This is a genomic window from Actinomadura sp. ATCC 39365, assembly GCF_054392275.1.
The window spans coordinates 5,243,281-5,263,727 of record NZ_CP184335.1 but is presented as its reverse complement, the minus strand read 5'-3'; the positions used below and the strand labels follow the sequence as shown (position 1 = coordinate 5,263,727).

The 20,447-nt window shown below is 71.8% G+C and carries 18 protein-coding genes and 2 pseudogenes; 8 read left to right on the top strand and 12 right to left on the bottom strand.

All coding sequences use genetic code 11. The features are described 5' to 3' along the window. Positions 1 to 70: 70 nt before the first annotated feature. Together ACNF49_RS25870 and ACNF49_RS25865 are read right to left on the bottom strand one after the other, a co-directional pair. Complete coding sequence (locus ACNF49_RS25870; protein WP_482945287.1) at positions 71 to 967, bottom strand: hypothetical protein; 897 nt, start codon at positions 965 to 967, stop codon at positions 71 to 73. Continuing rightward, positions 964 to 1,275 (bottom strand): PadR family transcriptional regulator, encoded by a 312-nt coding sequence (locus tag ACNF49_RS25865; protein ID WP_357982112.1) that lies wholly within the window; start codon positions 1,273 to 1,275, stop codon positions 964 to 966. The genes ACNF49_RS25870 and ACNF49_RS25865 overlap by 4 nt, the downstream gene beginning before the upstream one ends. Positions 1,276 to 1,670: 395 nt before the next feature. Here ACNF49_RS25865 and ACNF49_RS25860 point away from each other — a divergent pair, with 395 nt between their 5' ends. Continuing rightward, complete coding sequence (locus tag ACNF49_RS25860; RefSeq protein WP_482945286.1) at positions 1,671 to 2,465, top strand: integrase; 795 nt, start codon at positions 1,671 to 1,673, stop codon at positions 2,463 to 2,465. A gap of 348 nt (positions 2,466 to 2,813) precedes the next feature. Here the strand turns inward: ACNF49_RS25860 and ACNF49_RS25855 are convergent, their stop codons facing one another. Continuing rightward, positions 2,814 to 3,755 (bottom strand): pentapeptide repeat-containing protein, encoded by a 942-nt coding sequence (locus ACNF49_RS25855; protein WP_482945285.1) that lies wholly within the window; start codon positions 3,753 to 3,755, stop codon positions 2,814 to 2,816. A 790-nt stretch (positions 3,756 to 4,545) separates the two neighbouring features. Further along, complete coding sequence (locus ACNF49_RS25850; protein WP_357981766.1) at positions 4,546 to 5,004, bottom strand: hypothetical protein; 459 nt, start codon at positions 5,002 to 5,004, stop codon at positions 4,546 to 4,548. A 471-nt stretch (positions 5,005 to 5,475) separates the two neighbouring features. Between ACNF49_RS25850 and ACNF49_RS25845 the strand changes: the two genes are divergently transcribed. From ACNF49_RS25845 to ACNF49_RS25835, 3 genes are all read left to right on the top strand, one after another. Further along, positions 5,476 to 6,117: a TetR/AcrR family transcriptional regulator gene (locus ACNF49_RS25845; RefSeq protein ID WP_482945284.1), complete on the top strand. Its 642-nt coding sequence runs from the start codon at positions 5,476 to 5,478 to the stop codon at positions 6,115 to 6,117. Further along, positions 6,114 to 7,484 carry a phenylacetate--CoA ligase family protein gene (locus ACNF49_RS25840; RefSeq protein WP_357981772.1) on the top strand — a complete coding sequence of 457 codons (1,371 nt, stop codon included), beginning with the start codon at positions 6,114 to 6,116 and terminating at the stop codon, positions 7,482 to 7,484. Before ACNF49_RS25845 ends, ACNF49_RS25840 begins: the two co-directional genes overlap by 4 nt. Before the next feature lie 181 nt (positions 7,485 to 7,665). Next, on the top strand, positions 7,666 to 7,899 hold the full coding sequence (locus ACNF49_RS25835; RefSeq protein ID WP_482945283.1) for a hypothetical protein: 234 nt from the start codon (positions 7,666 to 7,668) through the stop codon (positions 7,897 to 7,899). A 249-nt stretch (positions 7,900 to 8,148) separates the two neighbouring features. On the opposite strand, the gene ACNF49_RS25830 is transcribed toward ACNF49_RS25835, so the two are convergent. Beyond that, on the bottom strand, positions 8,149 to 11,331 hold the full coding sequence (locus tag ACNF49_RS25830; protein ID WP_482945282.1) for an ATP-binding protein: 3,183 nt from the start codon (positions 11,329 to 11,331) through the stop codon (positions 8,149 to 8,151). A gap of 105 nt (positions 11,332 to 11,436) precedes the next feature. Between ACNF49_RS25830 and ACNF49_RS25825 the strand changes: the two genes are divergently transcribed. Further along, a complete protein-coding gene (locus tag ACNF49_RS25825; protein WP_482945281.1) occupies positions 11,437 to 12,744 on the top strand; it encodes an FAD-binding oxidoreductase in 1,308 nt (435 codons plus the stop codon). 84 nt (positions 12,745 to 12,828) lie between these two features. On the opposite strand, the gene ACNF49_RS25820 is transcribed toward ACNF49_RS25825, so the two are convergent. After that, a complete protein-coding gene (locus tag ACNF49_RS25820; RefSeq protein WP_482945280.1) occupies positions 12,829 to 13,680 on the bottom strand; it encodes a methyltransferase in 852 nt (283 codons plus the stop codon). A 76-nt stretch (positions 13,681 to 13,756) separates the two neighbouring features. After that, positions 13,757 to 14,161 carry a M20/M25/M40 family metallo-hydrolase gene (locus ACNF49_RS25815; protein WP_482945279.1) on the bottom strand — a complete coding sequence of 135 codons (405 nt, stop codon included), beginning with the start codon at positions 14,159 to 14,161 and terminating at the stop codon, positions 13,757 to 13,759. A 28-nt stretch (positions 14,162 to 14,189) separates the two neighbouring features. On the opposite strand from ACNF49_RS25815, the gene ACNF49_RS25810 reads away from it, so the two are divergent. Then, complete coding sequence (locus tag ACNF49_RS25810) at positions 14,190 to 14,471, top strand: hypothetical protein (protein WP_482945278.1); 282 nt, start codon at positions 14,190 to 14,192, stop codon at positions 14,469 to 14,471. A gap of 215 nt (positions 14,472 to 14,686) precedes the next feature. Here ACNF49_RS25810 and ACNF49_RS25805 read toward each other — a convergent pair whose 3' ends face one another. The 3 genes from ACNF49_RS25805 to ACNF49_RS25795 form a co-directional block, all read right to left on the bottom strand. Further along, entirely contained in the window at positions 14,687 to 15,676 is a 990-nt protein-coding gene (locus ACNF49_RS25805; protein WP_482945277.1) for a CU044_5270 family protein, read from the bottom strand. After that, the gene (locus ACNF49_RS25800; protein WP_482945276.1) at positions 15,673 to 16,239 is read right to left on the bottom strand and encodes an RNA polymerase sigma factor; all 567 of its coding nucleotides are present in this window, start codon (positions 16,237 to 16,239) and stop codon (positions 15,673 to 15,675) included. Before ACNF49_RS25800 ends, ACNF49_RS25805 begins: the two co-directional genes overlap by 4 nt. 161 nt (positions 16,240 to 16,400) lie before the next feature. Then, positions 16,401 to 16,790, bottom strand: a complete 390-nt coding sequence (locus ACNF49_RS25795; RefSeq protein ID WP_482945275.1) for a MerR family transcriptional regulator — start codon at positions 16,788 to 16,790, stop codon at positions 16,401 to 16,403. 57 nt (positions 16,791 to 16,847) lie between these two features. Between ACNF49_RS25795 and ACNF49_RS25790 the strand changes: the two genes are divergently transcribed. Continuing rightward, positions 16,848 to 18,080: an MFS transporter gene (locus tag ACNF49_RS25790; protein ID WP_482945274.1), complete on the top strand. Its 1,233-nt coding sequence runs from the start codon at positions 16,848 to 16,850 to the stop codon at positions 18,078 to 18,080. A 40-nt stretch (positions 18,081 to 18,120) separates the two neighbouring features. Then, a pseudogene (locus tag ACNF49_RS25785) lies at positions 18,121 to 18,540 on the top strand (MmyB family transcriptional regulator); the annotation flags it as partial. A gap of 237 nt (positions 18,541 to 18,777) precedes the next feature. On the opposite strand, the pseudogene ACNF49_RS25780 reads toward ACNF49_RS25785, so the two are convergent. Both ACNF49_RS25780 and ACNF49_RS25775 read right to left on the bottom strand, forming a co-directional pair. Further along, positions 18,778 to 19,782 (bottom strand): annotated as a pseudogene (locus ACNF49_RS25780) (MFS transporter); the annotation flags it as partial. A 154-nt stretch (positions 19,783 to 19,936) separates the two neighbouring features. Further along, positions 19,937 to 20,401, bottom strand: a complete 465-nt coding sequence (locus ACNF49_RS25775) for an ester cyclase (RefSeq protein ID WP_357981806.1) — start codon at positions 20,399 to 20,401, stop codon at positions 19,937 to 19,939. Between the last annotated feature and the right edge of the window lie 46 nt (positions 20,402 to 20,447).

The window sequence follows — 20,447 nt, the reverse complement described above, 5'->3', positions numbered from 1 at the left end:
CCGACGTGCCTGTTCCCCGGCGAGCGGACGAAGCCGGTGACCTACCGCTGGAGTCCGCGGCAGGCGACGGTCACGCCCTGGCGCGCACCCGCCGGGCCGCCACCAAGGAGGCCACCACGAGAACGGTGAGCACGCTCCAGTACAGGAATCCGCGCGCGCTCGTCATCAGCAGGTTCTCAGCCAGGTAGACCAGGCCGGGAACCAGATAGACGGCGGCGGCCAGCGCCCAGCGTCCGTCCCGGACGGCCAGCGTTGCGGCCAGCACCAGCAACAGGGCCACCACCTCGACGCCGGCCCGCCAGACGCCCCAGACGGATTCCCACATCGGCACCTGCGTGAGCTGCAGCGCCCAGCCGGCCGGCGGCACGAGCAGCCACCACGGCGACCGGGCGGGCATCGTCGCGCCCCACCATCGAGCCTGCCCCGACGTGCGGCCCGCCCCGGTCCGCCGAACGGCCAGGACCGCCGACGCGGCCGCGACCACCCAGTAGGGCGCGACCGGCGCGAGGTCACCGTACAGCGGGCCGAGGTCGAGCATCGGGACATGGAACCCTCCCCCGACGATGGGCCGGCTCGTCCACACCGCGGCGAACGCCGCGACAGGAGCCGCGACCCGCATCCATCCCCGCACGAGCGCCACCGACAGAACGACCCCGAGCGCCGTCCACACTTTGTGGTTGAAGTACGGCAGGACAGGAAACTGCGCGAAGGTGAGCACCGCCACGACCAGCGCGCCGAGGTGCAGGCCGTCGGCCCACCCCGGCACGCCGGCCGCCCGGGTGGCCCGCACGCGCACGGTGAACCCGCCGGCCAGGAGAGGCAGGGTCTCGCGGAGCGACGGCCGCCGGGCCCCGGGCCGGGCCGCCTCCAGCAGCGTGCCGATCAGCTCCTCGCCGTGCTCGGCGCGGTAGTCCTCGGGGTAGGCGCGCAGAAGGCGGCGGTACCGCTTTTCGAGAACGTGGCTCATGCGCTCGTCACCCCGCCCGGCCGCAGGACGAGTGCGGCGGCGCGCTGCAACCGGGCCGCCTGCGCACGGACGGCGCGCGCGCCGTCGTCGGTGATCCGGTAGTAACGCCGCGGACGCCCGTTGACGGTCTCCTCGCGGTCCAGCCGCACCCAGCCGGTCTCAGAGAGCCGGTCGAGCGCGCTGTACAGGGTGCCGACAGCGAGATCGACCTCGCCGAGCGACTGGGTCCGGGCCTGCTTGATGATCCCGTATCCGTGGAGTGGCTCCTGCATCAGGGCGACGAGGATGAAGTACGTCGCCTCCGTCATGCCGATCACGGCCCGACTATATATCGACCGTCGAAGTATGGGGAAGGTCGCCTGCCTTGGCCGTCGGCCAGGGAAGGTCAGATCCAGGAGCGCTCCTTGCCCGTGACCGCGGGTGGTTCGACGGCGTCCGGCCGCACGGCGGGACCGGCCGGCTCAGCGCGCGCCGCTCAGATCGGCGCCACCGCGGACGCCGGTCTCCGCCCGGTCGCCCCAGCCGTCCGAGTCGCGAGGGTGACGAGCTCCGCCTGGATCGGCTCGCGGTGAATCCCAATACCGATCAAGGTCAAGGACCGGACCATGGGCCCGACGCGTCTGCCCAGCGGCAGACGTGTGCTCCAGGTAGGGCGGCCGCTGTAAGGTCGACGCCTTGATCGACGGGAGGGCGGCGACAGAACATGCGGGTGACGACGACGAGTGCTGCGAAACGGACTGACCGTGCGAACGAGGATTTCACCGGCGCCGTACCAACGGCAGCGGTGCTGCTCGACGGCGCCGGCATCCCCGGCACCGAATCGATCTGCCGGCACGGCGTGGCCTGGTATGCCGCTCGCTTGGGAGGCTGCCTCCTCAGCCTCTTGTCGCTCGTACCGGACCGCGGCCTTTCTGCGCTGCTCGCCGAGGCCATCGAGCAGGTCACGGACGATCACCGGGACACCTGCGACGTCGCCGACCCCATCAGTCCGTCGGCGACCGTAGCCATCCTGCGCCTGTCCGGCGGCTTCATCGAGTACCTGGTGCTCGGCGACTCGTTCCTCGTGCTCGACAGAGCAGACGATGCGCCGCTCGTCATCTCCGACCCCCGGGAGGTGATCATCAGCCGGTCTTACCAGCCCGCGATCGAGGCCGCCGCCAAGGGGAGCGACGAGTACCACCGACTCCTGCGGGACTTGCGCGCCAACCGCAACCAGCCGGGCGGCTTCTGGCTGGCCAAGGACGACCCTCGGGCGGCGGGCGAGGCGATCACCGGAAGCTGCCCGATCTCCGAGCTGATCGGTGCCGTCCTGCTCAGCAACGGAGCCAGCCGCATCGTGGACCAGTTCCAGCTCGCCGACTGGCCAGAGGTCATGGCCGTCATGGCGTCGAGCGGGCCCGCCGAAATCATCCGTCGTGTCCGGCAGGCGGAGGCGCGCCACGCGGTGGCGGCGGACGATGCGACGATCACACACTGCACCGACCTCGGCGAGACCTGACCCTCACCGGCGGAGCCTGGCCGTTGGTCAGGTCTGCTGGGCTGCGCGGGTGTGGGTGAGGTGGTAGAAGTCGGTGCCGGCCTCGATGATGTTGCCGCCGAAGGTGAGGCGCGGGGAACGCCACTGTCGATCAAACCCCCGCACGCAGGGTGCGGGGCGGGCTTGCGGCCGCCCGGGACGCCCTCACCACCGATCACCGAGCATGGCACGGGTTTCACCAATGGCGGCGGTCAAAGGCAACGAGACCCACGATGAGGCGTTACCGCCCCGTTTCCGCGAGCCCGCGCACTGTCACTCTCGTCACGCAGAGTCACTCTCCCCTGGTGGCCTCGCCCCGAGTACCGGGCCCTATCCGGGGTGGAGGGGCTCGGGGTTCTGGTCGAGTGGGCCGCCGAGCTTGTTGGGCGGTCCGCATGATTGTGGTTTGACCCGTTTCTCTCCGAACCGGGTCGCGGAGTCCGTGCTGGCGACGGCCCGGATCTGATCCGAGGTCATCCCGTTCACGCCCCGCAGATCGGCGCCGCGCAGATCGGCCCCGGACAGGTTCGCTCCGGTCAGATCGGCTCCGGACAGTTCGGCAAGTCTCAGATTCGCCCTGCTCAGGTCTGCGCCGCGTAGCCGTGCGTAGGTGAGGCACGCCTCCGGCGCGTTCAGACTGCTCAGGTCCGCGTTCCACAACCCGGCCCACGTCAGATCGGCCCCTTGCAGGTCCGTACGGCTCAGCCGGATGCCCTTGAGCGCCGCGCGGGGGAAGCGGACCTGGGAGAAATCGGTGAGCGGGTCTCCCGGAACAGTCAGGCCGACGGCGATGGTGAGGGCCGCGTGGACGTCTGGCGGCAGGTCTGCGATGGTCCGGACCACGGCGAGTTCGGCGATCGAAGCGGTGCACTGTGGCGCGGGCCGTGGCGTGCACAGGTCATGGTTGCGGACGAACGCCGCCAGCACGCTGCGTACGGTGAGGCGGTCCTTGGGAGAGTCGGCGGCGATCCGCTGCAAGGCATAGATCGCGCCGAACCGCACGTCGGTCGCGGGTGAAGCGAGTTGTTCGACCGCTTTGGTGTACCGGTCGGTGATTTGTCCCTCGCGTGCGGTTCGCAGCTCCTCCTGCCCGTTCCGCAACGTCGCCGCGGTCATGATCAGGCTGCCGGCGGTGAAGAGGGCACCCAGCAGGATCCCTACGCTGTTGAACCACTGGTGGCGGTTCAGGCGTCGGCGTTCGCGCGCCTGGTCATCGCGCTGCCGTTGAGCCTCCAGTAGTTCCAGGCGCTTCTCGACCGACAGCCCGTCCACTTCGTCCTGGGTCGGTGCCGCGATGCGGGGAGGTGACGCGCCGGTCGCCGCCGGACCCGGGGATGACCTGGCGGAGCCGACAGGGTCATGGGGTGCGTTCAATCAGATTCCTCCCGACCGTTCGCGTGTGTCGCCGGGTGTGACCGCCACCGCCCACTTGGAGGGCTTCTAAGCAAAGATGGTGCACCAGAGCTGATACGGCAGGGAATAGCCGGCTTCGACCGTGCCGATGAGCAGGGCACGGCCCGTACGCCGGAGAGCCGGGCCACCCGGCGAGACTGCTCCCGTCCGACGGCCTCCCCCTGGAGGGGCACCTGCCGGCGCTCGGACTGGACATCGCCGGCGACGTCGCCTACAACAACGTGCATCAGTATCTCGCCGACGGCGGCATCGACGCCTCGCTCCGCGCCATCGACACGGGTGCGCGCGCTGCGGCCGTCCGCCATGGCCGCCGGTCACAAGGACGTCACCCGCACGGACGATCCGAGCATCCTCGACGAAACCACCGAATACCTGCGAACCGCCCGCCAGGTGCTCGCCGAGAACGCTCACACAGCGTCACGAGAGCCATGCCCAGACCGACGGGCATGGCTCTCATCGTCACCAACACTCCCAAGCAGTTGATCAGCAAGTGGCTCTCGAACCGACCGACAGATGGCTCTCGGATCCACCTGTGATCACGACAGCGAGGGCGGCCCCCTCCGACCGTCCCCTCCACCTGAGCCCGACGGCCGGCCGACGCGGGAGCGGCCTCCGCTCACATCCCCAGCGGTGATTCGCCGGAGTCACGTCACTGCCAGCCGGTACACCACGAGGCGCTCGACCCCGCGGTCTTGCCGCATGCCCGGAAGACGAGGTTGGGATCTGAACTGGTGTAATGCGCCGGTGTGAAGTTCCTGGGGTCGCCGCCGCCGTCACCCGTGTAGGTGAAGGGGCCGCACTGGATCCAGCCATTTCCTCTGGTGCTGGAAACGTCCAGCCAGTATTGGTCGCCGTTGTTGAAGGCGCCGGCGAGCCGGGCCCAGCCGGCCTGCCGTCCGTTGATGTTCCCGAAGCGTAGTTCGGCTCGTGCGCGGCTGAAGCTCACCGAGGCGACCGTGTATGTGCTGGTGGCGTTGACCGGGTTCGGCCAGGACGAGCAGTTGGCGGGATCCGCCGAAGCGGCGCCCGGAAGGGCCAGTTGTACGGCGACAAGCCCGACGGCGGCCGTCAGACCGATGAGGCATTTCCTGAGCATGTCCATCTCCATGTGAAGTCGAGCCCCTGCCGGACACGGCCGTCGGCGCACAAGGCGGTGCCGGCGCCTTCGCCCTGTTCCGGCCCGAGCAGGAACACGCCCGCCGTGGTCGTCGGCGGGATGGTTCTTGCTCGTGCCGGGTGATCAATCGCGGTGTCCGACCGGATGGGGCGATGACTCACTATGTGCTGCCCCGCTTTGGATCCGATGTAGATCCGCTATGGACGGGGGCGAGGAAGAAGTCCGCGGGAATCAGCGGTAGCGCACCACGCCGGAGCTCATTCGGTGGCGCCTCGCTTCCGGCGGCGTAGGGGATCGCGGTCGGCGACGTGAGCGACTGCGACTGCCGACCGACTGCGTGATCTACTCCACCGCCTGCGACATCACCGACGCCGCCGCCGCCGAAGGCCACCCGGTCCACCCCGACGACCCTGGCCCATTTTTCCAGTGTCTGGAAAGTTCTATGTAATGTATATTTTACGCATGGAGGAATCGCGCCGTGATCGCAAGAAGCGGCTGACCAGGCAGCGGATCATCGCCGCGGCGATGAGGCTGTTCGCCGAGCAGGGGTACGAGCAGACCACGGTGGCGCAGATCGCCGTGGCGGCGGACGTCGACCCCAAGACGTTCTTCAACTACTTCCGCGCCAAGGACGAGGCCGTGTTCGCCGACGCCGAGCACATCTTCGGCCTGCTGCTCGGCGCCCTGGCAGCGCCGCGGCCGCAGGAGGGGCCGGGCGAGCTGCTGGTCAGGGCGGTGCAGGAGTACGCCGCCCGGCGCCGCCCCGAGGTACCCCGTAAGGAGCCCGAGGAGCTGTCGGCGGGGGTCCGCCTGATGATGACGACGCCGGCGCTGCAGGCCAAGGGGTTGTACCTGATGCTGAACCTGCAGCGCAGGATGGCCGGCGAACTGCTGAAGGCGTTCCCGGACCAGTTGGATCCGATCACCGCCGCCGCGATGACCGGCGCCCTGATCGGCGCCGTCCAGCAGGCGAGCCTGGCGAGCGTCGAGCTCGGCCGGTCACAGGACGAACTGTGGCGGGCCGCGCGGCACGGCCTCGACGTCGCCGCGCGCGGCCTGCTCTCGATCCACGCGGACGCTTCAGAAGGGAACGACCCGTCATGACAGAGAACGAACGGAGCCTCGCCCGCGACGCGCGGCGGGCGCTGCGCGAGGGCGCCGAGGGGATCGCGCGGCGGCAACGCGCCCGCCTGGCAGAGGCGGTGGCCTATGCCCGCGACCACTCGCCCTACTACCGCGAGCTGTACCGGGCGCTGCCCGACGAGATCGACGACCCGGCGCGGCTCCCGGTCACCGACAAGAAGGCGCTCATGGCGCGCTTCGACGACTGGGTCACCGACCGGGACGTGACGCTGGCCAAGGCCCGGGAGTTCGTCGCCGACCCCGCCCTCGTGGGCGAGCGCTTCCAGGGGCGGTACCTCGTGGCCACCACGTCCGGCACCAGCGGGCTGCGCGGCATCTTCCTGCAGGACGAAAGGAGCGTGGCCGTGGGCAACGCGGTCGGGCAGCGCGCGCGAGCCGGGCTGGGGTTAGGCGCCCTCGTGCGCCTCATGCGCGGCGCCGGCCGCACCGCCATCGTCTCCGCGCCGGCCGGCCATTTCTCCACCGTCGCCGGGGCCGCACGGTTCCGGCGCGACCACCCGCGGCTGGGCTGGATGCTGCGGGAGTTCTCCATCCACAAGCCGCTGCCGGAACTGGCCGTCGGGCTGAACCGATACAACCCCGGCTCGCTCGCCGGCTTCTCCGGCATGCTCGGGCTGCTTGCCGGCGAGCAGGAGGCCGGTCGCCTTCGCATCCACCCGGGGATGGTCATCGCCGGCGGCGAGGCGCTCACCGCGGAGAACCGCGCCCGGATCGCCGCCGCGTTCCAAGCCGAGGTCCGCTCCGCCTACGCCGCCACCGAGTGCGGCTTCCTCGCCTACGGCTGCGCGCACAACTGGCTGCACGTCAACACCGACTGGGCGGTGCTGGAGCCGGTCGACGCCGACCACCGGCCCATCCCGCCGGGTCAGCCGTCGCACACCGTCCTGCTGAGCAACCTCGCCAACCGGGTCCAGCCGATCCTCCGCTACGACCTGGGCGACAACGTCCTGGTGCGGCCCGACGCCTGCCCGTGCGGCAGTCCGCTGCCCGCCGTCCAGGTGCAGGGCCGCGCGGCGGAGATGCTCGCGTTCCCCGCCGGTGACGGCGGACACGTCAACATCTCCCCCATGGCGTTCGGCACGCTGCTGGACCGCGTCCCCGGCATCGCACAGTTCCAGGTCGTGCAGAGCGCGCCGGCCACGTTGCGGGTGCGGCTGAAGCAGGCGGACGGCGCCGACCCCGATCACGTGTGGCGGACCGTGCGCGAGGAGATCTCGCGCCTGCTGGCCGAACACAGGGCCGAGCACGTCACGTTGGAACGAGCCGAGGAGCCGCCGGAGCAGTCGGCCGGCGGCAAGTTCCGCAGGGTCATCCCCCTGGCCCGCTGATCCCCTGGCCCGCTGCCTGCGGCGCGGGCCGGCCTCACCCCCGAACCGCGCTCACCGTAGCGGCGATCCAACGTACCCGCCCGTAAGCGGCTGTTTCGATTCTTGTGCCGCCGGAGGTTCGCCGATCGTGGAGCTTGCTCCACTTGGGCGTCTCAGCCATCCCTCAACCAGGTGGCAGCCAATGGCCGACTGGCAAGCATCGGCCAGATGGATGCCACCGCACCTCCTCTGCGCGGCCGACGGACTGATCGTGATGGACATGGACGAGCTGCTCGCCGAACGCTGCGCCAAGCTGGCCGGCCTACGACAGGATGTGGCAGCGCATCTGACCATGGGGCGTCGGGCTGGTCATCCCGTGCTGCCGCTGTGTCCTGTCCCGAGTATTCGGCAAAATATCTGCGCATCGCCCGGATGAGCGTTTCTCTCGATGACACATCGGCCGGCGGGGCCGAGGCGTCATCGGGTGACATCGCTTCGTCGAGATGCTCGCTGATCGTCGAGGCGAGCGTCCGGGCGGCGGCGCTGAACGATTCACTGCTGAAACACTTCGGATCACGCATGACGTAATTCACCAGCTCTTCTCTTGCGCGGATGCTGTCTCTGGCTTGTTCCGGAGGCGAACTCAGCTCGCTTTTCTCACGGAACAGTTGAAGAAAAAAGCGACCTAGCTTGTCGGAGGCGTGACACCGGCGGCGGCGTGGGCGCGGGCGGTGTCCTCGTCCCCGAGGCGGCGGGCCAGCTCGGCCAGCACGAGATGGGTGGAACCCCAGCAGGCGGTGCCCATGCCGGCCACCACCAACAGGTCCGCGTACGGAAGCAGCCGGTCGTAGAGCGCACGCGGATCGGGCACGCCCAGGCGGGCGGCGACCAGGCCCCAGACAGGCACGAGGAAGTCGGCCACCCAGTCGTCGGGGACGTCGGTCCCCCAGCGCGCCACCAGCTCGTGCGCCAGCTCGAGGCGGCCGGACTCGACGGCGGCGAGCACGGCGACGGGCCGGAGCGGCACGAACCGCGGCTCTTCCGCGGCGGCCACCAGCTCCTCCAGGACCTCGGCCACCCGTCCCTGGCCGCGCCGGCAGGTGAACGTGGTCACCAGCCGGTGGAACCGGCGGCCCCACACGGTCGGGGCGAACCGCATGTCGCCGTACCGGGCGAGCAGGTCCTCGGCCTCCTCCCACCGGCCGTCGAGGGTGGCACGGGGGGTCTGGGCGATGCGCACCATCGACTCCAGCTCCGGGCTCGGCGACCTGGCCAGCAGTGCCTCGCAGCGGGCCAGCTCGCGGTCCCAGCCGGGCAGGTCGCCGTCGCGCAGCAGGCAGGACATGAGGGAGACCCGCGCCAGCACCTCGCCGCTCACCGGCAGGCCGGGCAGACCGGCCAGCTCCTCGGCCATCGCGCGCCGCGCGGCGTTGCGTCCGGGGCGGAACGCGGCGAGCAGGTAGTTGTTCATCGTGCGGGCCAGGAGCGGCATGTCGCCCGTCCGTCTGGCCAGGGCGACCGCCTCGGTGGCGTGGCGTTCGCCCTCGGCGCCGCGGGGACCGTAGTGCAGCTCAAGGGCGAGGGTGCCCAGAAGGCCGGCGCGGTCGGCGTCCGGCAGCGGGCCGTCGAGCAGCTCTTCGATGACGGCGACCAGGTCGGAGTCGACGACGCCGTACGGGCGCCAGTTCCACAGGGCCGGGCCGCCGATGGCGGTGACCGCGGAGATGAGCGCCTCCCGGTCGCCGACGGCTCTCGCCAGGCCGATCGCCTCCGCCCAGTCGTGGTGCGCGTCCTGGGGCCGACCGGCGGCGCGGTGGGCGTGGCCGAGCTCGGTGAGCAGGCGGGCGCGTTCGGCGTCGCGGCCGGGTTCGAGCGCCGACAGGGCCAGCGTCCAGAAACCGGCCGCCTCGGTGTGGGCGAGCTGCGCGCCGGCGTGCCGGGCGGCGCGGGTGGCGTGCCTGAGGGTCCTGCCCGTGACGTCCAGGCGGCCCGCCTGGGAGAAGTGGTGGGCGAGCGTGGCCGACCGCGACTCGGGCAGGACGCCTTCCAGCGCCTCGCCCGTACGCAGGTGCAGGCGCGAACGGTCGAGCTTGCCGAGCCCGGCGTACAGGGCCTCCTGGACGAGGGCGTGCGAGAAGCGGTAGTCGGGGCCGGCGGGCGGCTCGACCAGCAGGCCGGTGGCGACGGCGGGCTCCAGAGCGGCCATCACCTGCTCGGCGGTGCTGCCGGTGACGCTTTCGAGCAGGCCGGCGTCCACGTCACGGCCGGCCACGGCGGCGGCGGCGAGCAGGACACCGGTCTCCTTGGGCAGGCGCGCGACGCGCCGCTCGATCACGTCGCGGGCGCCGCTGGGGACCGTACGCTCGCCGCGCGGCATGCGCAACACCTCGCCCAGGTAGAAGGGGTTGCCGCCGGTCCTGTCGAGCAGGTCGCCGACCAGGCCCGGCTCGTCGGTGACCTGCTTGGCCCGCAGGAAGGCGGCCACGTCGCCGGAGGTGAACGGCGGCAGCTCCAGGCGCTCGCCCGACCGCGTCAGCGCCGCCAGCGTCCCGCGCAGCTCATCGGGGTGGTCGCCGGGCTCGGGACGGCAGGTGACCAGTACGAGCAGCGGACGCCGCAACGCGGACTCGGCGACGAACTCCAACAGCCGCAGCGAGGACACATCGGCCCAGTGGAGGTCTTCAAAGACGACGGCCAGCGGCGCCGGCGGCCGGGCCAGGACGTCCAGGACCTGCTCGTACAGGCCGAACAGATCCTGATCGGGGTCACGGGTGCGGCCGGACAGCAACCCGGTGGCATCACCCGCCTCGCGCAGGATCTGCGTCCAGGGCCAGAAGGCCGAGGCGGCGCGATCGGCGCAACGCCCCCACGCGACTCGGAACCCACGCGCGGCGGCCAGGTCGGCGGCGGCCCGGACGAACCGGGTCTTGCCGATGCCCGCCTCCCCCATGACCAGCACGGCCCCGCCGTCGCCGCGCCGCGCCGCGCCCAGCCGCCGCGCCACCAGCTCCAGCTCGGCCGAGCGGGCGATGAGCAGCTCGCCCTCCGGTTCGGGGGCGGCCGGGACGAACGGCGCCACCGGCTCGGGCACCGGCGGACGCAGCTCGGGCGCCTGGTCGAACACCGCGCGTTCCAGCTCCCGCAGGTCGGGGCCGGGACTCAGCCCGAGGTCGGCCGACAACCGCTCACGCACCCGGCGCAGCGCGGCCAGCGCGTCGGCCTGCCGTCCGGCCCGGTAGAGCGCGCGCACGAGCAGCGACCAGGCCCGCTCCCGGTACGGCTCCGCCCCGACCAGCGCCTCCAGCCCGGGGATCAAGGGCGCGTCCTCCCCCAGAGCCAGGCGGGCGTCGAAACGGTCCTCCAGAGCGGTCACGCGTATCTCGGCGAGCCGCGCGGCGACCGACTGGGCGAACTCCTGACCGGCGAACTCCCCCAGCGGTTCGCCCCGCCACAGCCCGAGCGCCCGGTCGAGCAACTCGACGGCCCGGCCGGGCGCGCCACCCGCCAGCGCCGTGCGGCCCTCACCGGCCCAGGCGGCGAAACGCCACAGGTCCACCTGACCGGGCGCGACGGCGAGCAGATAGCCCGGCTCACGGGTGAGCAGGACCCGCGGCGGGGTACGCGGCGGCCGGCCGGGCTCCAGCACCCGGCGCAGGTGGGCGATGTACGCCTGAAGAGTGCGGGTCGCCCCGGCGGGCGGCTCCCCCGCCCACAGCTCGTCGATGAGCCGATCGAGCGACACCACCCGGCCAGGCTCCAGGGCCAGCATCGTGACCAGGGCACGCTGCTTACGCGTACCGAGATCCAGCGCACCCTGCTCGCCGGTGACCTCAAGCGGCCCGAACAGCCGAAACTCCAACCCTGCCATGTCCGTCCCCACCCTACGGCACCTCAACTCGATCCCAGCTCGACCCCAGCCCCCGCCCGGCAAAGTGGAGCCATCGACCAGGAAACAGCTGCGAAAGGCATGAACATGAACATCGGGGACGAACTGCGCGGAGTGGTCCGCGGCACGGTGCTCGCAGCCGGCGACGAAGGGTTCGAGCAGGCCAGGCGCCCCTGGAACCTGGCGATCGACCAGCCCGTGCAGGCCGTGGTCGAAGCCGCCGACGCCGAGGACGTGGCCGCGCTCGTCCGGCACGCCCACCTGGCAGGGCTGACCATCACCACCCAGCCGAGCGGCCACGGAGCCACCGGCGACACCGGCGAGGCGATCCTGCTGCGCACCACCCGCCTCGACCACCTGCACGTGAACCCCGCCGAACGCGTCGCCCGCGCAGGGGCCGGCGTGAAATGGGGCCGCGTCCAGGAGGCCGCGAGCGAGCACGGGCTGACCGGACTCGCCGGCAGCAGCCCGGCGGTGACCGTCACCGGCTACACCCTGGGCGGCGGCCTGAGCTGGTTCGGCCGCGCACACGGCTGGGCGGCCGGCAGCGTACGCGCCCTCGACATCGTGGACGCCACAGGCACGCGCGCCCGGATCACCGCCGACAACGACCCCGAACTGTTCTGGGCCCTGCGCGGCGGCGGCGGCGACTTCGCCATCGTCACCGCGATCGAGTTCGACCTGCACCCGGCCCCCGACCTCTACGGCGGCCGCATGTTGTGGCCCGCCGCGATGGCGCCCGCCGTCCTGGAGGTCTATCGGGAGATCACCGCCACCGCACCCGACGAGCTGACCCTCTGGTACGACCTGCTGCAGTTCCCCGGCGCCGCCCCGCTGGTGGCCGTGGACGCCACCTACCTCGGCGCGGGCGGCGACGCCGAGACGCTGATGCGGCCGCTGGAGAAGGTCGCGGGGCGGCTGTCCGACTCCCGCGCCGTGCTGCCGGTCGCCGGACTGGGCGGCATCACCGCCGAACCCACCGACCCCGGCCCCGGCATGTCCCGCGCCGAGCTCCTGACCGGGCTGACCGACGAAGTGGCCGCGGCACTGCTGGAGCAGCCCATCGACCCGCTCCTCAGCGTCCAGCTCCGGCACCTGGGCGGCGCGCTGGCCCGGCCCTCCGGCCTCCCTGCCGGGCACCTGGCGGAGCCGTACGCGCTGTACCTGTTCGGCATCCCCGGGCAGGACGGGGGCGCCGCCGTGCGCGAGCGCATGGACCGGCTGACGGGGGCGCTGGTGCCCTGCACGTCGGGGCGCAAACCGTTCACCTTCCTCGCGCCGGGCGAGCGTGCCGCCGCCGCCTTCGCCCCGGACGACCTGGCCCGCCTCCGGGACGTCAAGCGGTCCCGCGACCCCCGCGGCACCTTCCGCAGCAACTTTCCCGTCCTCGCCTGACGACCACCGGGGAGCCGCCGGGAGGAGAGCACGTCAGCGGCGTCGTCCCCGTCCCGCCCGGCGGCGTGTTCAGCGGCCTGCGGCTCAGCGGGGTCCGGGCGCCGCGGGCTGTTCCGGGCGGCGTCCCCATGCCGAGATCAGCGGCGCGAGGGTGAGGTCGAGCTCGCCGGCCTCGACGGCGGCCAGGTGTGCGTCGATCTCGGCGTCGTCGGCCAGACCGGCGGCGAGCAACTCGGCGCGGACCATGCGCACCGTCGCGGCCTCCAGCCGGTCGCAGGCCACCCCGCCGACCGGGAAGCAGCCGGCCGCCGCGACGTCGACCAGGCTGGCCGCGCGCAGCGCCCGCGGCAGCGTACGGCCGAAGCGCAGATCGGCGCCGCGGCGGGTCATCAACTCCCGGACGGCGCGCCGCAGCCGGTTGGCGCGCCGCTGTGCCGGGCCGGCCTCGTCGAGGCAGGCCAGCGGCTGCAGCTCGGTGTCGGCGTCCTCGATCAACAGCCAGCCACCGGGGCGCAGCGCCGCCACCATCGTGGCCAGCGCCCGGGCACGGTCGGGCAGGTGGACCAGCACGAGCCGGGCGTGTACCAGGTCGAACGTGCCCGGCTGCGGCGGCGGGTCCCCGACGACGTCGTGCCGCAGCACCTCGTACCCGCCGTGCGGGTCCAGCCAGGCCGGATCGATGTCCGTGGCCAGCACGTGACCGGTCGGCCCGACGGCCGTGGCGAGTGCCTCGGGAATGCTGGGGCCGCCGGCGCCGACTTCCCAGCAACGCCGGCCCGCCTTCACCCCGAGCCGGTCGAAGTGCCCCAGCGTGACACCGTCGAACAGCTCGGCCAGCCAGGTGAACCGCTCGCCCGCCTCCACCCGGGCGTTGTCGAGCAGGTAGCGGTGATCCGGGGCGGAGCCGGGGCCGGCGAAGGGCTGCGATGCACTCATGCGTACATCTTCACGATCTTCCGCGTGCCGTGTCAGCACGACATCGGCTGAAATCAGGCACGACGCCCTGGGTTCGCTACATCGCTGCGTTCGTCGCGTACGCGGTCAGTCGCCGTACCGCGAGTTCGGCCGGCAGCCGTGCGCCGTCGTCCAGCACCACGTCGTCGAACTCCGCGCGTGGCGAGTGGTTCTCCTCCGCCTCGTCCCGGCTCAGACGCGCCGGGCGGGCGCCCAGGAACACGAAGGCCCCGGGCACCCGAGCCAGCACGCGGGAGAAGTCCTCGGAGGCGGGATGCGGGTGGAGCATCGCGGCCAGCCGTTGCGCGCCCCACAGCTGTTCGATCGTGTCGCTCGCGAAGGCGGTCTCCGCGGGGTCGGTGACGGTGACCGGCAGCTCGGCGTCGTAGTCGATCTCCGCTGTGGTGCCGTGCGCCGCCGCTATTCCTGTGACGAGCTCGCACAGAAGGCGGCGGGCGGACACGCGACTGCGTTCGACGTAGCTGCGGATCGTGGCCTCGAAGAAGGCCGAGGCGGGGATGGCGGTGCCGCGGCACGGCGCCGTGGCCGCCCTTGCCGTGCACGGTGACGCGCATCCGCGCCGTGCCCGACAGCACGGTTCCGGAACGGGTGGCGAACACGCCGGCCCGCCGTACGGACTGCACGTGCAGCGCGTACGCCGCGAGCGGCGGAGCGCCGGCCGCATCGAGCACCCCCTCGGAGATCATCGCGGCGGCTCCGTCGTGCCCCTCCTCACCCGGCTGGAAATGAGGATCACCTCGTGGGCGCGCTGACGCTGGCGTTCCTCGGCCGGTACGTCGAGGGCAGAGCCTCCGGGGCGCTGCCGCTCGGAGACGGGAGCCGAACTCCTCGACGTCTCGCACGTGCGCGCATGGACCAGACGGGAGACGCCCTGACGCGCGTCTCCCGTGTGCGCCCGCGGTGGTGCGGTTGATCGCGGCGACGGCCTCCGAGGTGGTGGTGTCGGGGCTGTCCAGGCCCAGGAGGGTCATGGCCGCTCCCCGGCCCGGTCCACGACGCCGATCGCGACGCGGGTGGAGATCGACCAGGTTGTTCCCTTCTCGATGCTCCACTCCAGATGAGGAGGAACGGGGACCTGCTTGCCGTCCTTGAAGGTGAACATCAGGACGCCGTTCGGCTTGGGATAACGCTCCTCATGGTCGACGATCGCCGTCTCCCGCCGCGCCCGGTAGGCGTAGGTCACGGGGTCCAGGAGGATTTCGACCTTGCGCCAGCCTTCGGCGACTTGAGAGACCGACAGCGCCGGGCGTCCCTCGGTGTCGGTCGCCGTCTCGTCCACCGTCACTCCGGGCAGCTTGGCTATCGCTTGGAAGATCGCGGCCTCGTGCTCCGGTGAGACGAGGTTCTGGCTGAGGGTCACGGCGAAGCGCAGGAAGATCCACTCGTCGCCGGCAGGGACCTGCCTCTGGTAGAGCTCACGGTATTTGGCCAGGAGCGCGTCAGGGTCGGTCGGCAGCGAGGCCAGCAACGCGTAGGTGTTCTCCGGCTCCCTCTCACCGGGATCGGAGGTCTGCAGCTTGCCGTTCACCAGATAGCCCACCCGCTTGCCGTCGGCCCGGGTCCAGAACGGTTCGAGCGTCTCCGGCAGCGGTGTCCGCGGGGTGAGCCGTTCGCCCTGGTCGATCCCCTTGTCCCAGCCCACGTCACGGTTCTCGGTGTAGATCCACTGGTCGCCGCGGGGCGGCGCGAACTCCTTCTCCTGTACGGCCGCCGCGATCCTGGTCAGCACCACCTGAGCGTTGGCGGCGGGCAGCGTGCGCTCTCCCTGGACCACGCTCACCCCGGTCGTGATGGTCACGGCGGCGGCGGCCACCGCCAGCGCCCGGATCGCCCATCCGCGCTTGGAGCGTGGACGGCCGGCGCGGGCCAGGAGAGCCGCCCGCGCTGCGGCTTGGACGTCGGGGGCCGGCGGCGCCGGGCGCGCCCAGTCCTCGCGCAGCCTCTCGAGGTCGTTCATGATCCGTCCCTTTCCAGTGCGGCTTGGATTCTTCTGCGCGCCCGGTGCAGTCGTGAGCGGGCCGTTCCGGCCGGGATGCCGAGCGCGCTGCCCGCTTCCTCCGAGGTCAGCTCCGCCCAGGCGACCAGGAGCAGCACGTCCCGATCGCGATCGGCGATCTCGGCGAGCGCCTCGGCCAGCCGGGACGTGCGGGCTCCCGCGTCGACGGCCCCGGCGACCTGGTCGGCGTGGTCCTCCACGGGGCTGTCGGCGCCCGCCTTGGCCAGGGCCCGGTACTGGCGTACTTCGGCGCGATGATGGCGGGCGATGAGGTTGGAGGCGATGCCGTACAACCAGGGCCGCGCGTCGGCGCGGGAGACGTCGTAGCCCGCCCGTTTGTCGAAGGCGATGAGGAACGTCTCCGCGGCGACGTCGTCGGCCGGGCCCGCGCCTAACCTGCGCGCGGCATAGCCGTGGATCTCGGGGTAGTAGCGGTCAAATATGGCGGCGAAGCGCTCCGGCTCCCGCCTGGACTGTTCGATGATCACGGCGTCCGCTGCCTGGGCCGGCAGCGCGCGTGACATCGAGGTCACCTCTCGATCCCTGGGTTCACACCGGTTCTTCACCGATCACGGGACAAGTGTTCACGACGTCCACTCACCACAGCCTGCGGGGAGCCGGAACTCATCGGCAGGGGCCGAGCCACCCCTGGGGGCCACGCCGCGGCCGGTGTGGTGGGCGCCGTTCAGGCGTCGAGTGCGGCCAGGGCCCGGCGGGTGACGTCGGCCGGGGCCGCGGCGATGACGTCGTTGAGCGCGTCCATGGAGGTCTGGAGGTCGCTGATGGCCTGGGCGATGCGGTCGCGCTCCCGGTGGAGGTCGGCGAGCAGGTCCGCGCAGGTGGGGACGAGGCGGTCGCCGGTGTCCCGCAGGCACGGCAGGACCGTGGTGATGGTCGAGGTGTTCAGGCCGGCGGCCAGCAGGCTGCGGATGCGGCGGACGACGGCGACGTCCTCCTCGACGTATTCCCGGTAGCCGCTGGGGCGCCGCTGGGGGTGGAGCAGACCTTGTTCACCGTAGTAGCGCAGCAGGTGTACGGCCACGCCGGTCCGCCGGGACAGCTCACCGATGCGCACGACGACACCCCGCTCGCCTTGACTCTCATACCGATGTGAGACTTTAGCGTCTACGGCATGAAGATGGACAAGGGTTTCGCGACGCTCGTGGCATTGTGCTCAAGCGTCTTCGTCGTGGGCACCTCGGAGTACCTGATCGCCGGGTTGCTGCCCCAGGTCGGAGCTGATCTTGATGTCTCCGTGGGCACCGCCGGTCAGGCGGTGACCGCATATGCGCTCGGAGTGGTGGCCGGAGGGCCGCTCATGGCCCTGCTGACCTCGCGGCTGCCGCGCAAGGGGCTCGCCGTCGGCCTGATGCTGCTGTTCGCGGTGGGCAGCGCGATCAGCGCGGTGGCGCCGTCGTTCGGCCTGCTCCTGGTGGGCCGCGTGGTGTCCTCGCTCAGCCACGCCGCCTTCCTGGCTCTGGCGCTGGTGACGGCGACCCGGGTGGTCCCGGCCGAGCGGACGGGCTCGGCCATCGCCACCGTGGCCTCCGGCTTCACCGTGGCCACGCTGCTCGGGGTGCCCCTGGGGGCACTGCTCGGGGAGGGCGCCGGTTGGCGGGCTCCCTTCGCCGTGCTGACCGTTCTGTCCCTGGTGGGCACCATGCTTCTGGCCGCCGTCCTGCCCCGGCAGGAGGCGCCGTCCACGCGACTGCGTGACGAGGTACGCGTGGTGACGCGCCGGCCGGTCATGCTCGCCATCGCCACCACCGCGGTGGGCTTCTCCGGGGTCGCCACGGTGTTCACCTACATCGCCCCGCTGCTGATCCGCGTCTCCGGCTTCTCCGCCGCGGCGGTCTCCGGCCTGCTGCTCGCCTACGGCGCGGGCAGTTTCATCGGCAACCTCACTGCCGGGAGGCTGACCGACAGGTCGATGAGCGCGACCGTACGCGGGGTCTTCGGCGGGTTGGCGGGGACGCTCCTGCTCGTCCCGTTCGCCGTGGTGTGGCAGCCCACCGCCGTGGCCGCGGTCCTGGTGCTCGGCCTGCTGGCCACCGCGACCATCGCCCCGCTGCAGGGACTGATCCTGCACCACGCGGGCGCCGCCCCGAACCTGGCGGTCTCCGCCAACGTCGGCGCCTTCAACCTCGGGGCCGCGGCCGGCTCGGTCATCGGCGGCACGATCGTCGCCGCGGGCGCCCTGCGGTGGACCGGCCTGGCGGGCGCAGTACTGAGCCTGATCGGCCTGGCCCTCACCTGTCTCGTCCTCCCCCGGACACGGACGTCGCCGAAGGACGCCGAAACCCCGATCGCCGGCCGTACCACGGCGACCGTGCGCATTCGCACCCGGCTCAGGGGCGTTCGGTGAGCAGTTCGCGGCATCCGTGGGGTTTGGCAGTCTTGGTGCCATGTATCCCGGTTCTGCACTTGGCGAGTTCCTGCGGTCCCGACGGGCCCGGCTGCGGCCCCGCCTGGAGCAGGGGCAGAGCCCCAACGTCTCGGACGACGTCCTGGACGCCGTGGCCCGCGTCCTGCGGCTGGACGACGACGAGCTGGCCCACCTGCACCGGCTGGCCAGGGCCGCTCGGGCCGGGGCGAAGGCCAGGCCCGAGCAGCTGCGTCCCGGCATCAGGCTGATGGTCGACGCCATCACCGACAGGCCCGCGATCGCGGTCGGCCGGCGGGGCGACATCCTGGCCTGGAACCGTCCGGCGCACGCGCTGCTCGCCCCGCACCGGCCCTTCGAGGGGGCGGAGAAGCCGAATTTCGTCCGCCTCGACTTCCTGGAGCCGGAGTTCTCCCGCGGGCTGTATGTCGACTGGGCGCAGAAGGCCCGCGACGACATCGCCTACCGGCGTCATGACCCTCACCGCCGAGCTGCTGCGCACGCCCGACGACGAAGGGCAGGGCGTGACGGTCTTCCAGGCCGAGGCGGGTTCGCCGTCGGAGGAACGGCTGCGGCGGCTGGCCGAGCTGGCCGCCGCCTCGGTGGTGGCGGAGGCGAGCGTTTCCGTACGGGCCGCGGCGATCGCGGTGAGCCCCGCCACGCCCACGGCGCCGACGAAGGTGGGCATCTGGGCGAGGCTTCCCGCCACCCCCTGGTCGGCCTCCCCCAGACCGGACGTGATGGTCGTGACGGCGGCCACCACCGTCAGGACGTGCCCGAACCCCATGACGGCCGACGTCGCCAGCAGCAGGACCAGGCCGCCCTGGGCCGGCAGGAACACCATGGCGGCGGTGCCGGCGGCCTGCACGGTCAGGCCGGTGACGACGGTCGCCGCCGTCCCCCGGGCGCTGATCATCCTGGCCGCGAAACTGCCCGCGACCAGGGCCGCGACGCCCTCCCCGAGGAAGCCGAGCCCGGTCTGCAGCGGCGTGTAGCCCAGGACGTCCTGCATGTGGATGCTGAGCAGCAGGGTCGCGCCGCCGCACATCCCGAAGGTGACCAGCCCGACCGTCATGCCCCACTTGACCGTCCTGCGCAGCAGCCGCAGCGGTACGAGCGGGGCCGCGTGCCGCGCCTCGACGGCCAGGAACGCGCCGAGCAGCAGGGCCGCCGCCGTCAGCGTCGCCAGGCTGCCCCAGCCCGCCGCCCCGGCGGTCGAGATGCCGTAGACCAGGGTGAACAGGCCGCCGCTCGCCAGGAGCGCGCCGGGCACGTCGAGCCTGGCGCGGCCGCGTACGGCCGTCTCACGCACCACCGTCACCGCGCCCGTCATGACCACGACGCCGATGCCGAACAGGATGAGCATCGTCCAGCGCCAGTTCAGGCCGCTGGTGATGAGGCCGCCGCCGATCGTCCCGATGACGAAGCCCAGTGACAGCAGGGCGCCGTTGACGCCGAGCGCCCTGGTGCGCTGCGGCCCTTCCGGGAACGTGCCGGTCATCAGCGCCAGCGCGGTCGGGCCGATCATGGCCGCCGCCACGCCCTGTCCCGCGCGCGCCGCCACCAGCAGCCCCGGGGTCGGCGCCAGCCCGGCCAGCAGCGAGAACACCGAGAACGCCGCCACCCCGATGACGAACAACCGGCGCCTGCCCACCATGTCGGACGCTCGTCCGAACAGCGGCATCAACAGCCGCGGCGTCGGGTCAGGGGCGGTCGCGTCCCGAGCCGTCGTGTCATGAGTTTCCGTCGTCATGCGGCCAGAGTGCGGCCGGCCACGAAGATCAACCAGAGCCCTGCTGAAGGTACATCTGTCAGGTAGGACGAGCGGCCGCGATCCGCTATGGACGGCGCAGAGTCACAGAACCGGAGAGCTGGGTGAGCAGCTCCAATTGATCGAAATAGAGGCGCAAACTCGTGATGAGTTCGTCTTCCACCGTGCAGACATAACAGCATCGCAAACGAACAGGGCGACCCGTCGCGGTAAGCACCTGGCCGTCGGGCATGGTGTACGGCCCTCGGTGGGTGCCCACCATGAGAAGCTCGTCGACGGTTGTGGCCTCACCTTCGGAGGACTCCGTGATCACGGCCCGGACGTCGGGAAATGCCGCCCAGAACTCCTCCAGATAGGAGGCCAGCTCGCTGTGTCCCTGAGATACGCCTTCGGGGCTGATGGACACCCCGGTCGGGCTGAAAGTGCGAAGCAACGCCTGCATATCGTGAGCGTTGAACGCGTCCGTATAGCGGTCGCGCACCTCGCGGGCAACATTCATGGCACCGGCCCCTCCCAATCGCTCGATGCCCACCCTGGCTGCCGATATGCGGTCGAATTACCAACGCATGCTAGATCCG